At 72.1% G+C, this 12,204-nt stretch carries 13 protein-coding genes; 6 read left to right on the top strand and 7 right to left on the bottom strand.

Features of this window, described 5'->3' with window-relative positions:
• Window positions 1–67: 67 nt before the first annotated feature.
• From HD597_RS61090 to HD597_RS61080, 3 genes are all read right to left on the bottom strand, one after another.
• The gene (locus HD597_RS61090; RefSeq protein WP_308210938.1) at window positions 68–1,351 is read right to left on the bottom strand and encodes an APC family permease; all 1,284 of its coding nucleotides are present in this window, start codon (window positions 1,349–1,351) and stop codon (window positions 68–70) included.
• A 117-nt stretch (window positions 1,352–1,468) separates the two neighbouring features.
• Window positions 1,469–1,930 carry a universal stress protein gene (locus HD597_RS61085; RefSeq protein ID WP_253758386.1) on the bottom strand — a complete coding sequence of 154 codons (462 nt, stop codon included), beginning with the start codon at window positions 1,928–1,930 and terminating at the stop codon, window positions 1,469–1,471.
• 72 nt (window positions 1,931–2,002) lie between these two features.
• Complete coding sequence (locus tag HD597_RS61080) at window positions 2,003–2,623, bottom strand: DUF998 domain-containing protein (RefSeq protein WP_253758384.1); 621 nt, start codon at window positions 2,621–2,623, stop codon at window positions 2,003–2,005.
• A gap of 251 nt (window positions 2,624–2,874) precedes the next feature.
• Here HD597_RS61080 and HD597_RS61075 point away from each other — a divergent pair, with 251 nt between their 5' ends.
• On the top strand, window positions 2,875–3,849 hold the full coding sequence (locus HD597_RS61075) for an aldo/keto reductase (RefSeq protein ID WP_253758382.1): 975 nt from the start codon (window positions 2,875–2,877) through the stop codon (window positions 3,847–3,849).
• Here the strand turns inward: HD597_RS61075 and HD597_RS61070 are convergent.
• Window positions 3,846–4,766: an anti-sigma factor RsbA family regulatory protein gene (locus HD597_RS61070; protein ID WP_253758380.1), complete on the bottom strand. Its 921-nt coding sequence runs from the start codon at window positions 4,764–4,766 to the stop codon at window positions 3,846–3,848. The genes HD597_RS61075 and HD597_RS61070 overlap by 4 nt on opposite strands.
• A 180-nt stretch (window positions 4,767–4,946) precedes the next feature.
• On the opposite strand from HD597_RS61070, the gene HD597_RS61065 reads away from it, so the two are divergent.
• The gene (locus HD597_RS61065) at window positions 4,947–5,498 is read left to right on the top strand and encodes a DUF1707 SHOCT-like domain-containing protein (RefSeq protein WP_253758378.1); all 552 of its coding nucleotides are present in this window, start codon (window positions 4,947–4,949) and stop codon (window positions 5,496–5,498) included.
• On the opposite strand, the gene HD597_RS61060 is transcribed toward HD597_RS61065, so the two are convergent.
• Together HD597_RS61060 and HD597_RS61055 are read right to left on the bottom strand one after the other, a co-directional pair.
• Window positions 5,468–6,580 carry an aromatic ring-hydroxylating oxygenase subunit alpha gene (locus HD597_RS61060; protein ID WP_253758376.1) on the bottom strand — a complete coding sequence of 371 codons (1,113 nt, stop codon included), beginning with the start codon at window positions 6,578–6,580 and terminating at the stop codon, window positions 5,468–5,470. The two genes, HD597_RS61065 and HD597_RS61060, sit on opposite strands and share 31 nt — an antisense overlap.
• 62 nt (window positions 6,581–6,642) lie before the next feature.
• Window positions 6,643–7,734, bottom strand: coding sequence for an FAD-dependent oxidoreductase (locus HD597_RS61055; protein ID WP_253758374.1), 1,092 nt, complete (start codon window positions 7,732–7,734; stop codon window positions 6,643–6,645).
• 50 nt (window positions 7,735–7,784) lie between these two features.
• On the opposite strand from HD597_RS61055, the gene HD597_RS61050 reads away from it, so the two are divergent.
• Entirely contained in the window at window positions 7,785–8,348 is a 564-nt protein-coding gene (locus tag HD597_RS61050) for a TetR/AcrR family transcriptional regulator (RefSeq protein WP_253758372.1), read from the top strand.
• 89 nt (window positions 8,349–8,437) lie between these two features.
• A complete protein-coding gene (locus HD597_RS61045; RefSeq protein ID WP_253758370.1) occupies window positions 8,438–8,812 on the top strand; it encodes a DUF8711 family protein in 375 nt (124 codons plus the stop codon).
• Between the two features lie 258 nt (window positions 8,813–9,070).
• Here the strand turns inward: HD597_RS61045 and HD597_RS61040 are convergent, their stop codons facing one another.
• Entirely contained in the window at window positions 9,071–10,192 is a 1,122-nt protein-coding gene (locus HD597_RS61040; RefSeq protein WP_253758368.1) for a glycosyltransferase family 4 protein, read from the bottom strand.
• A 38-nt stretch (window positions 10,193–10,230) separates the two neighbouring features.
• Between HD597_RS61040 and HD597_RS61035 the strand changes: the two genes are divergently transcribed.
• Together HD597_RS61035 and HD597_RS61030 are read left to right on the top strand one after the other, a co-directional pair.
• Window positions 10,231–11,049: a PIG-L deacetylase family protein gene (locus HD597_RS61035; RefSeq protein WP_253758366.1), complete on the top strand. Its 819-nt coding sequence runs from the start codon at window positions 10,231–10,233 to the stop codon at window positions 11,047–11,049.
• Between the two features lie 50 nt (window positions 11,050–11,099).
• Window positions 11,100–12,161: a lysylphosphatidylglycerol synthase domain-containing protein gene (locus HD597_RS61030; protein WP_253758364.1), complete on the top strand. Its 1,062-nt coding sequence runs from the start codon at window positions 11,100–11,102 to the stop codon at window positions 12,159–12,161.
• Window positions 12,162–12,204: the final 43 nt, after the last annotated feature.

The raw sequence follows: 12,204 nt of genomic DNA, 5'->3' as shown, positions 1-12,204 counted from the left end.
GACGCGCCGATGAACCCCCTAGGGGGCCGTCATCACCGGGCACGCCGTCATGCCGCCATGGTACGCCCTACCGGCCGGCGCGCGCTCGCCGTACCGCGTAGATCGCCAGCCCGGCCGCGAACACCGCCAGGCCCGCCACCACCGAGGCCAGGGGCAGCGTGGCCGCCAGCGCCAGGCACAGCGCCAGCCCCAGCACGGGCACGGCGCGGTGCGGCGCGCCCTCGTCGCGGCGGAGCGTGAACGCGCAGGCGTTGGCCACGGCGTAGTAGACGAGCACGCCGAACGAGGAGAACCCGATCGCCTCCCGCAGGTCGGCCACGAGCAGCAGCACGATCACCGCGCCGCCGACCGCCAGCTCGGCCCGCCTCGGCACCTGCCGCACCGGGTCCACGGCGGCCAGCGCGCCGGGCAGGTCGCGCTCGCGCGCCATCGCCAGCACCGTACGCGAGACGCCCAGCAGCAGCGCCAGCAGCGCGCCCAGCGCCGCCACCGCCGCCCCCGCGCCCACCACGGGCGCCAGCCATCCGAACCCGGCCTGTCTGACCACCTCGGCCAGCGGCGCGGCGGACGTGGCCAGCAGCTCCGGCTGCAGGGTGCGCAGCGCGGCCACGGCGACCAGCGTGTAGACGGCCAGCGTGATGCCCAGCGCGATGCCGACGGCCCGTGGGATGGTGCGGGCGGGATCGCGCACCTCCTCGCCGAGGGTGGCGATCCTGGCGTATCCGGCGAACGCGAAGAACAGCAGCCCGGCTCCCTGCATCACCCCCCAGCCGTCGGCCTGGTACGGGCCGGCCGCGTTGCGCAGGAACACCTCGGTCTCCGGCGTGCGGGCGAACCAGCCGAAGGTGGCCGAGTCGTCGCCGGTCAGCCCGGCCAGGATCACGACGGCCAGCACCGCCAGCACGAACGCCACGATGATCCGGGCCACGCCCGCCGAGCGCTGCACGCCGAACAGGTTGAGCAGGGTCAGCACGGCCACCGCGGCGATCGCGAGCGGCCGTTCGAGGCCGGGCAGCACGTAGGAGCCGAAGGTGAGCGCCATGGCCGCGCAGGAGGCGGTCTTGCCGATCGTGAAGCCCCAGCCCGCCAGGTAGCCCCACAGGGGGCCGAGGCGGCGCCGGCCGTAGACGTAGGTGCCGCCCGACTCGGGATAGAGGGCGGCCAGGCGGGCCGAGGAGGTGGCGTTGCAGTAGGCGACGACGGCGGCCAGCGCCAGCGAGGCGAGCAGCCAGTGGCCGGCCGCCGCGGCCGCCGGGGCGAAGGCGGCGAACACGCCCGCGCCGATCATCGCGCTCAGCCCCACGACGACCGCGTCGGTGGTGCCCAGCCGCCTTGCCAGCTCCTCCGGCACGCCCGGCCTCCTCTCACGTTCTCAGGAGGCACCCACTCTGCCGCACCGCACCGGCGTCCCGCGCCAACGCCCGGGTGAACGCCTTGAGGCGACCTGTCGCCGCAGGTGGCGCCGGGGTCAGCCGCCCTTGCCGTTCGGGCCGGGGACCACCAGCACCGGCCGGTGCGCGTGGTGCAGCACCCGGTCCGAGGTGCTGCCCAGCAGCAGCGACCGCACCCCGCCCAGCCCTCTGGTGCCGGTCACGATGAGCTGGGCGTCGATCTCGTCCGCCACGTCCACGATGGTCGACCAGATGGCCACGGAGTCCGCGTCGCACCGCGGCGTCGCGTCCAGCCCCGCCTGGCGGGCCAGCTCGGCCCCCTGCCCGGCCAGCTCGCTCATCGCCTGCCCGATGGCCTCGTCCTCGACCCCTGACTGGTCGAGGGCCACCATGAGCCCGGCAGACGCCCTGGCCGAGGTCATCGCCAGCCGCTCCCACACCGTCAGCACGACCGCCTGCTGGCCGCGGAACAGCTCGCCGGCGAAGGCGATGGCGGCCTTGGAGTCGTCGGATCCGTCGTACGCGATCAAAATCGTCATCTCAGCCACTCCTGGAAAGAGGTCGGGGACCTTCCTCTTTCCAGAGCGGCGCAGTTCAAGCGTGGTGCGGCCTCACGCCATGACCGCCGACACCGCGCGCCGGGCCGACGGCTTGAGCAGCGCCAGCCCGGCCAGTGCCAGCACGGCGAGCTCGGTCACGACCACGAACCTCTGGGTCAGCCCCGCCGGGATGTCGTCGTTGCTCAGCGGGATGCCGAACATGCGCACCACGTACGGGATCACGACCAGCACCAGCGCGCCCAGGGCCAGCCCGCTGAGCAACCGCATCGCCCCGGCGTAGCGGATCCTCGCCCTGGCCAGCAACATCCCGGCCACCGGCATCACCAGGAAGGCGGCGAAGGCGGCGTAGCGATGGATGCCGCCCGACAGCGACAGCGGCACGCCGGGCCTGTCGGTCGGGAAGGCCCCGATCAGGAACATGCTCGCCCCCCACGCCAGCAGCAGCGCGACGATCCAGCGGCTCATGCCGGCCCGCCGCACCGCCTCGGCGATCAGCGCGGCGCCCGCGGCGAACAACGTCAGCGAGGCGGGCAGCAGCCAGCCGGCCGACTGCCACACGTACTCGCTGATCACGCTGTGGAACGGGTCCAGGTCGGAGCCGGCGTGCAGGCTCAGCATCGCGCCGCTCCCGGCGCCGATGGCCGCGAAACCACTGACAAGCAATCCCTTCATGCCTCCAAGCTCGTGGAACGCGGACTTTGCGAACATCGGAGATCGGCCCGAACCGGCCCTGAAGTACCCCCTAATACCTTGGTCTGACCGACCCCTAGATGGGGCCGATGACCTGCCCGTACGTGACCCCCGGTAGGGGCAGCCCCCTCAGGGTGGCGGCGGCTGCCCTGACGGCGATTTGACTTCGAGTGCGCTCTAAGGTCCACCCTGGACGCATGACGATCCAGCCTGTACGTCAGGGGGCAACCGGCATGAACAAGCGCACTCTCGGCAGGGAGGGCCTCCAGGTCTCCGCGCTCGGGCTCGGCTGCATGGGCATGTCCGAGTTCTACGGCCAGGGCGACGAGAAGGAGTCGATCGCGGTCATTCACCGCGCTCTTGACCTTGGCATGAATTTTCTGGACACCGCCGACATGTACGGCAGCGGCGCCAACGAGGAGCTGGTCGGCCGCGCCATCAGGGACCGGCGCGACGAGGTCGTGCTGGCCACCAAGTTCGGCATCAGGCGCGACGGCGCCACCCGCACGGTCGAGAACAACCCGGAGTACATCAGGGCCGCGTGCGACGCCTCGCTCCGGCGCCTCGGCGTCGACCACATCGACCTGTACTACATGCACCGCCGCAACCCCGGCGTCCCCGTGGAGGAGTCGGTCGGCGCCATGGCCGAGCTGGTCCGGCAGGGCAAGGTGCGCCATCTCGGCCTGTCGGAGGTGAGCGCCGACACCCTGCGCAAGGCCGACGCCGTGCATCCGATCGCGGCCCTGCAGAGCGAGTACTCCCTGTTCACCAGAGGGCTGGAGGCGGAGATCCTGCCGGCGGCCAGGGAGCTGGGGGTCGGGCTGGTGGCGTACTCGCCGATCAGCCGCGGCCTGCTGTCGGCCACGCTGCCGAGCGCCGACGAGCTGCCCGCCGACGACTTCCGCCGCCACCTCCCGCGCAACACCGGCGAGAACGCCGAGCACAACCGGGCGCTGGCGGCCGGGGTGAAGCGGATCGCGGACGCGGCCGGGGTCACGGCCGCCCAGCTCTCCCTGGCCTGGCTGCTCGCGCAGGGCGCGGACATCGTGCCGATCCCCGGCACCAAGCGGCTGAAGTACCTGGAGGAGAACGCCGCCGCGGCGGACCTCACGCTCACCCCCGAACAGCTCGGCGCGCTGGCCGCCGCCGTGCCCGCGGACGCCGTGCGCGGCACCCGCTACCCGAGCATGGGGGAGATCGAGCTCTAGGGCAGGTCGAAGTAGACGCGTACGGCGGTCGCGCCCGCGCGGGTGTGCACGCGTACGAGGTCGCCGAGGAGGTTGACGATGAGCAGGCCGCGCGAGCCCGCCTCACGCGGGTCGACCGGCCTGCGGCCCACCAGCGGGTCGGTGATGTGCCCCGCGTCGCTGACCTCGCACACCAGCCGGTCGTCCTCGGTCCACACCCGCAGCAGGCCGGAGCCGCCGCCGTGGTCGAGGCTGTTGGCGCCGAGCTCGGCCACCGCGAGCCGGATGTCGTCGAGCCTGTCTCCCCCGAAGCCCAGGGCGGCGGCCTCCCTGGCTGCCAGCGCCCGCACCGCCGACAGGTCGGTGTGGTCGAAGCGCAGCGAGACGGCCTTCTCCGGCTCGCGCAGCGGCCGGTTGTGCCCGTCGACGACCAGCTCGGGCGCGTAGTCGCCGCTGGCCCACTCCCCCGTCGCGTCACGCAGCACGGGGTGGGTGCGTTCGGCCTCGCGGATGACCTCGCCGGTCAGCCCCTCCAGGTCGTACGGGCACAGGATCGTCACCCTGCGCCCCGTGAACGCCAGGTTGATCAGCGCCTCGTGCTGGGCGCAGGCCGGATACTCCGTCTCGGAGCGCCCCGCCCAGATCGGCTCGCCGATGATCCGCACGTGGTGGTCGGGATGCCGGTCGGCGAAGGCCCGCAGCACGCCGGGGATGATCCGCCCGGGATTGCGCCCGGCCCGCGTCATGTCGAGCAGGAGCACGTCCCCGGCCTGCGTGCCGAGCTCCGCCTCGATCAGCGCGAGATTCCACGGCGGGACGGCCACGGCGACGGGCTCTCCGGCTGCCAGCCCCTCCCGGATGAAGGTCGTCGTGGCAGACACGTACTCACCGGCGCCCCGATAGAAGAGCGCCGGATGCACGAAAGGTTCCGGCCACATCAGAACCACGCTACCTAACGTTGATGACTTCACGGCAATCCGTTGGGTACCTATTGAGATGTGAAGAGAGTCCAGCTCATCCGCCGTCCCCGCCCCGAACGCCGTCCCGACCCCCTCGACCTCCGCACCCCTTCCGGACGACGCCTCCCGTTCTGACCCCGCCACGCCTATGCTCGGGACATGTCGGAATTGCAGATGCGGGTCTCCGACGAGGACCGGGAGCGCACCGCGCAGCAGCTCCAGCAGGCGTTCTCCGAGGGCCGGCTGACCCGGGCCGAGCTCGAGGACCGGCTGGAGGCGGCGCTGTCGGCGAAGACCTACGGCGACCTGCTCGACCTGATCACCGATCTGCCGAGCACACAGCCGCAGGTCGACGACGTGGTGGAGCTGGGCTCCAAGAACGGCAACGTCAGGCGCTCGGGCGACTGGGCCGTGCCGCGCCGGCTGCGGATCGCCTCCAAGTACGGCAGCGTCGAGCTCGACTTCACCGAGGCCGTCGTCCCCCACCAGGTCGTGGACATCGAGCTGGACCTCACGTACGGATCGGCCAGGATCATCCTGCCCGAGGGCGCGGTGGCCGACGTGGACGGCTTCCAGAGCGACTGGGGGCAGCCGACGTCCAAGGTGGCCGGCAGGCCCCGCCCCGGCGTGCTGTGCGTGGTCATAACCGGCCGGGCCAAGTACGGCGGCCTCACGGTGCGCTATCCGCGCAGGCGCTGGTTCACCCACTGATGGAACAGGGCGATGTGGTGCTCGCTCGGCACGAGCACCCCGCCCTCCCGGTACGCCCGTGACGACATGCCGGGCTGGGTGCGCTCGCAGGCGTCGAAGTCCTGCTCGTTGACCCGGTGGAAGAGCTCCACCGACCGCGTCAGGTCGGCCCCGGAGGCCACGACGTCGGGGTGGTAGAGCCAGTCGCACTCCACCACCGTGCGGTCCGCGGCCATGGGGAACATGCGGTGCAGGATCACGTGGTCGGGCACCAGGTTCACGAACACCTGCGGCCTGACGGTGATCGCGTAGTAGCGGCGGTCCTGCTCCTGCGACACGTCGGGCAGTTTGCCGAAGCCGGGGCCGCCGTCCACCGTGAACCCCTCGGCCCGCTCGGCGAACTCGGCGCCGTGCCCCACGTAGTACTGCGCCGCGTACCCGCCGGCGAACTCGGGCAGCACCGCGGTCAGCTCGGGGTGGATGGTGGCGCAGTGGTAGCACTCCATGAAGTTCTCGACCAGGAGCTTCCAGTTGGCCTTGACGTCGTAGACGATGCGGCGGCCGAGCGCGAGCCGGTCCACGTGGTAGTGCTCGATGGCGGCGGGGTCGCCGAGGCGCTCGGTGGCCGCGTACGTCACGCCCTCCTCGAACGAGGGCGGCTCGGCTGCCAGGCACACCCACGCGTACCCGAGCCATTCACGCAGGTGCACGGGCGCCAGCCCGTACGCGACGCGGTCGATGTCGGGCATCCTCGCCAGGTTGGGCGCGGCGGCCAGCCGGCCGTCGAGGTCGTAGGACCAGGCGTGGTAGGCGCATCTGATCGTCCGCCTGACCTCGCCCGACTCCTCCAGGCACAGGCGGGCGCCGCGGTGGCGGCAGACGTTGAGGAAGGCGCGCAGCAGGCCGTCGCGCCCGCGCACCACGATCACGCTCTCGCGGCCGACCTGGACCGTCCTGAACGCGCCCGGGCCCGGCAGGTCGCCGGATCTGACGGCGCAGAACCAGAGGCTCTCGAAGATCCTGGCCTGTTCCTCGGCGAAGATCTCGGGGTCGGTGTAGGCGCGGCCGGGAAGCGTGGAGATCAAGCTCGACGTGGTGGTCAACCGACACCCCTTGTTGCGTATTACGCACCGAGTTGCTCTATATGCGACATCGTCAGACGGCCTCAGGAGGCTGTCAAGAGGTAGTTGCTGTAGCCGCGCAGCATCGAGGCGTACACCTTCGTCGCGAGCCCGTCGGGGATGAACCGCACGATCGGCCCCTGCCTGTCGGTGAGCTCCGTGCCCGCCATCCTGGCGGGCCTGCGCACCACCTTCGACCTGGCCCGCTCGTACGCGCGCAGGTCACCGAGCGAACGGGCGAGCAGCCAGGCGTCCTCCAGCGCCTGGTTGGCGCCCTGGGCCATGGTGGGCGGCATGGTGTGCGCGGAGTCGCCGGCCAGCGTGGTCGGGCCCCTGCCCCACACGCCGGGGATCGGCTGCTTGTGATGGGGGAAGAAGTCGACGTCGGTCATCGTGCCGAGGATGCCGGGCACCGGGTCCACCCAGCCGCGGAACCGCTCCCGCAGCCGCTCCACCACGTGCGGGTCGTCGGCCCAGAACGGCTCGCCGGGCGCCGACCTGACGTCGAACCACCACAGCAGCCGCCCGCGCCCCGCCGGGATCAGCCCGCACAGCCCCTGCCTGCCCGCGATCATCACCGCCCGGTGGTCCTCCGTCAGCGCGGTCGGCCTGGTGGTGAACCCCTGCCAGGTGACCCAGCCGCTCAGCTTCGCCCGGTCGTCGCCCATCAGGGCCTCGCGCACCACCGAGCGGCGGCCGTCGGCGCCCACCAGCACGTCGCCGCGCACCGTGCGGCCGTCGGACAGCCGCACCTCGGCCCGCTCGGGCACCACGTGCTCGACCCGCGCGCCGTACGTCACCGGCATGCCGTCGGAGAGCAGCTCGACCAGCTCGCGCCGGGCCACGTGCACGACGGGGTGGCCGTAGCGGCGCTCGGGCACGGTGAGGTCGACGGTGAGCAGGCGTCGCCCGTCGGGGGCCCACGACTCCAGGGTCTCCAGCCGCCGGCCGACGCCGGCGTAGTCGGCCTTCAGCTCCTCCAGGATGGCCGTGCTGCCCGGCCAGAGCGTGACGGAGCCGCCCGCGGTGCGCAGCTCGGGGGCCTCCTCGTACACCTCCGCCTCGTGCCCGGCGTTGAGCAGGCCGCGCGCCAGGGCGAGCCCCGCGACGCCCGCGCCGACGACGATTACCCTCATTACGTCTCCCCATACTGAGACTCTGAATATCAGATACTAGGAGTATCACAATGTCTGCGCGCGGCCGCAAGCCCGACCCCACGGTCGACCATCGCATCAGGCAGGCCGCGGCCGGGCTGGTGCTCTCCCACGGCCTCGACTTCACCATGGACGACGTCGCGACGGCGGCAGGCGTGGGCAGGGCGAGCGTGTTCCGGCGCTACGGCTCCAAGCGCGACATGCTGCTCGAAACCCTCACCGGCCTCATGAACGCGCACGTCGCCATCCCCGACACCGGCTCGCTGGAGGGCGACCTGCGCGTGGTGGTCGCCGACACGCTCGGCCTGTGGCACCAGCCGGGCGTCGCCCGCATGGCCAGGCAGGTGTACGGCGAGGCGGGCCGCGACCCGGCGGTGGCCGAGCTCATCCGCACCTCGATGCGCACCCGGATGGAGCGGTCGTGGGTCGTGTACGAACGCGCGATCGAACGCGGCGAGCTGCCCCCGAACGCCGACCTGTGGCTGATGACGGACCTGTTCACCGGCCTCGTCGCCTACCGGGGACTGCTGGATCTTCCGCTGCCCGAGCCGGAGGAGATCGTCCACGTCCTGCTGCACGGCTTTACACCCGCTTGACACCCCTGGTGTTAGTGGGGTGCAAGCGGCGATCAAGTTTGGCCCCATAATGTTCCCTTCGTTCGCTAAACCTACGAAGGGCACGGAACATGACTCCCCCTCGTCGTCGCCTCGCCGTCGCGGCCGCGACGCTGACTCTTGCCGCCCTCACCACCGCCTGTGGTGCGATCGGCCAGGCGGTGGACTGCACGCAGGCCACCCAGGAGATCAACAAGATCACCACTGAGTACAGCAGCTCGCTGAGCAGCGCCGCCACCGACCCGAAGGCCATCGAGAAGGCGAGCCAGGAGACCGCCGACAAGCTCAAGACGCTCGCGAGCAAGTACGACGGGGACCTCGCCAGCGCGGTCAACGACATGGCGGCCGTCTTCGAGAGCATCAAGGTCGACGACATGTCCGGAGCCACCGAGGCGCTGGGCAAGCTCCCCGAGATCCAGGCCAAGGCCACCGCGGCCTGCGGCTGATCGGCTCGCGGCCGTCGCGCGACCGCCTGTGGGGGGCAGGTCGGAGTGGACGGCCGCGTCGTGGCGGGCGGGACGGCAGCGGCGCGCATGGGGGGCGCCATCGCCGAGGTCGTGGCGCAGCTTGGGGGAGAGCGCCACCTCCTCCCCCGCCACAGGCTCACCGGCCACCGCGTGCGAGCGTCGCGCTCGCCGCGGTGGCCGTCCGCGTTTCCGGACAGCCGGGCCCGGGCTGTCGCGCGCCTGCCGGCCGTGGTGGCGCTAGCGCTTCCCCGAGGGGCCCCGACGGCCGCGCGCCAGCTCGGACGCCTGCTCGTACGCCCGCTCGAACCCTTCCAGCACGGTGGGCCACGAACCGGCGGCCGGCACGGTCGCCCGGTTGTGCGCGGCGATCGACTCGCGCAGCCCCGCGTCGGTGCACAGCCGCGCCACCGCCCGGGCCAGCTCGCCGAGCGTACGCCCGAGCAGCCCCTCGGTGCCGTCCTTGACGAAGTCGGCCACCCCGCTCTGCGCCCTGGCGACCACCGGCACCCCCGCGGCCCGCGCCTCCAGCGCCGCGATGCCGAACGACTCGCGTGGCGCAGGCGCCACGAACACGTCGGCCGACTCCAGCACCTTCGCGATCTCCTCGCGGGTGTGCCGCCCCGGCAGGGAGACCCAGCCGGCCATGCCGTGCCGATCGAGAAAGCGCGCCATCTGGCCCCGAGCCGGCCCGTCGCCGACGATCGTGGCCCGCATGGGGATCCGGGACGGCACGCGCGCGCGGGCCGCCTGGAGCAGCTTCAGCAGGCGCACCGGCTGCTTGCGCGGCGCCAGCCGGCCCACGGCCACGATGTGCACGCCGTCGCGGGGGCCGGAGGCCGGGCTGCCGGGAGGCGGCGCCCAGCCCGACAGGTCGAGCCCGTTGGAGACCACCCGCACCGGCACGTCCGGCCCTGCCACGGCCCTGATGGGAGCCGCCGCCGCGGTGCTGACCGTGGTGGCCACCAGCCGCCACCGCTGCCAGCCGTACACCAGCCGCAGCAGCCGGTACATCGCCCGCGTCACCGGATCCCACATGCTGTGGACGGTCACCACGCACGGCACCCCCGCCCGGAACGCGGCGCGCACGCCCATCCACGCGAACGGCGAGACCGCCCCCGCGTGCACGTGCACCACGTCGGGACGCGCCGAGGTGATGCGGCGTGTGAGATGACCCACGCCGAACGGGTGCACGGGCAGGTCGAACGGCATCTTCGCGACGATCCTGTGCACCCCGGGCAGCGGCTCGCCCCTGGTCGCGGTGGCCACCGACACCTCGTGCCCCGCCTCCCGCTGCACCCGCACGAGATCGGCGACCTGGACCTCGATCCCTCCGAGTCGCGGCAGGTAACAGTCACTCACGTGAAAGATCCGCACCCCTCCCAGACTAATCTGGGCGTGTGCCTCCACGTACCGCTGTGTTCTTCCATGCCCATCCCGACGACGAGGCCTTGCTGACCGCCGGCACCATGGCGATGCTCGCGGCCGAGGGACACCGCGTCGTGCTCGTGGTGGCCACGGCGGGCGAGCGCGGCCTGGCCGAGATGGAGCCGGGCGAGGCGCTGGGCGAGACCCGGCTCAAGGAGCTGTACAAGTCGGCCGCGCTGCTCGGCTGCGCCCGCGTCGAATGCCTCGGCTACGGCGACTCCGGGCTCAGCCCCAAGGGCGGCAGCGCCGAGGAGCGGCCCGACAACGCCTTCATCGACGCCGACACCGAGGCGGCGGCCAAGGCGCTGGCCGCGATCCTCCAGGAGGAGCGGGCCGACCTGCTGGCGATCTACGATCCGGCGGGCGGCTACGGGCACCCCGACCACGTCCAGGTGCACCGGGTCGGCAAACGGGCGGCGAAGATCGCGGGAACGGAGATCGTCCTGGAGGCGACGGTCAACCGCGACCCGCTGCTGTGGCTGCTGCGGGTGGCGGGCCGGTTCTACAAGTTCCCGCCGGAGTTCGACGTACGGACGTTCGAGAGCGCGTACTCGCCCGGCGAGGCCATCACCCACCGCGTCAACGTCCGCAGGTACACCAGGCAGAAGCGCTCGTCCATGGCCGCGCACGCCTCCCAGGCCAGCGGCGGCGACAGCGACCGCACGCTGGCTGTCATGCTGAAGGTCCCCCGCCCCCTCTACCGCTTCGTCTTCGGCACCGAGTGGTACGTCCGCCGCGACCTGCCCCCGGGCGCCCGCCTCACTCATCCCTTCGACCGGTGGCCCACCTAGTACTTCAGAACGACGAGGCCGCCCGCCGCCACCCGGCAGACTGGACCCCGATGAAGAACAAGTGGCTACAGATCGCCCTGTCCGTGCTGTCGCTCGGCCTGGCCGTGCTGCTGGTGGTCTACCTCCCCCAGATCGTGCAGGCGCTCACCGGCAAGCCGGTCTCCTGGGCGGAGATCGGCAGGGTGTTCGGCACGCTCGACGCGGGCGAGATCGCGCTGATGGCCGCGCTGTGGCTGCTGAGCCTGCTGTCGTACACGTTCGTGCTGACCAACTCCCTGCCCGGGCTGAACAACCTCCAGGGCCTGACGCTCAACGCGGCGGGCAGCGCGGTCAGCAACCTGCTGCCGTTCGGCGGCGCGCTGGGCGTGGCGCTGTCGTGGGCGATGACCAAGGGCTGGGGGTTCACCAGCCGCGCCTTCGTGGTCATGACGCTGGTCAGCGGCGTGTGGAACACGTTGTTCAGGTTCATCCTGCCCGCCGTCGGGATCATCGCGCTGCTCATCGCCGGGCAGGCGCCGAACGCGACGGTCGCCAACGCCGGCTGGACGGGCGCGATCTCGATCATCGTGCTCTGCGTGGTCGTGGCGGCGGCGCTCTACTGGGAGCGCGCGGCCGTCTGGCTCGGCAAGGGCCTCGACGGGGTGACCCGGCTGCTGCGGCTGAAGATCCACGCGTCCGAGGCGTTCCACCGGCTGCGCGCCGACACGGCGGGCATCGTACGCGGGCGGTGGCCGGGGCTGTCGCTCGGCATGATCTTCTTCCTCGGCTTCCAGTGGGCGATCATGGCGGTCTGCATGCAGATGACCGGCGCCTGGCCCGGCCTGGCGCAGTCGATCGCCGTCTTCGCCCTGTCGCGCGTGCTCACCAGCGCCCTGATCACGCCCAGCGGGGCGGGGATCATGGAGGGCGGAGTGGTGCTGCTGCTGACCTCCGCCTTCGGCGTGGCGGCCGCTCCGGCGACCGCGACCGCACTGCTCTTCGGCTTCTGGACTTACACTATCGAGATCCCGTTCGGCGGCCTGGCACTGGGCGCATGGGCGCTGCTGCGCAGGCGCAACGGCCGGAACGCCGGCGCGGAGCCCCCGTCCGCGATCTCGAAGGCCACCCAGTGACAATCCCAAACCCATCGCGTGCTAATCGACCACGGGCCTTGTG

It is taken from the genome of Nonomuraea thailandensis (genome assembly GCF_024172165.1).
Classification (GTDB): domain Bacteria; phylum Actinomycetota; class Actinomycetes; order Streptosporangiales; family Streptosporangiaceae; genus Nonomuraea; species Nonomuraea thailandensis.
This window is presented reverse-complemented; position numbering and strand designations above follow the sequence as displayed.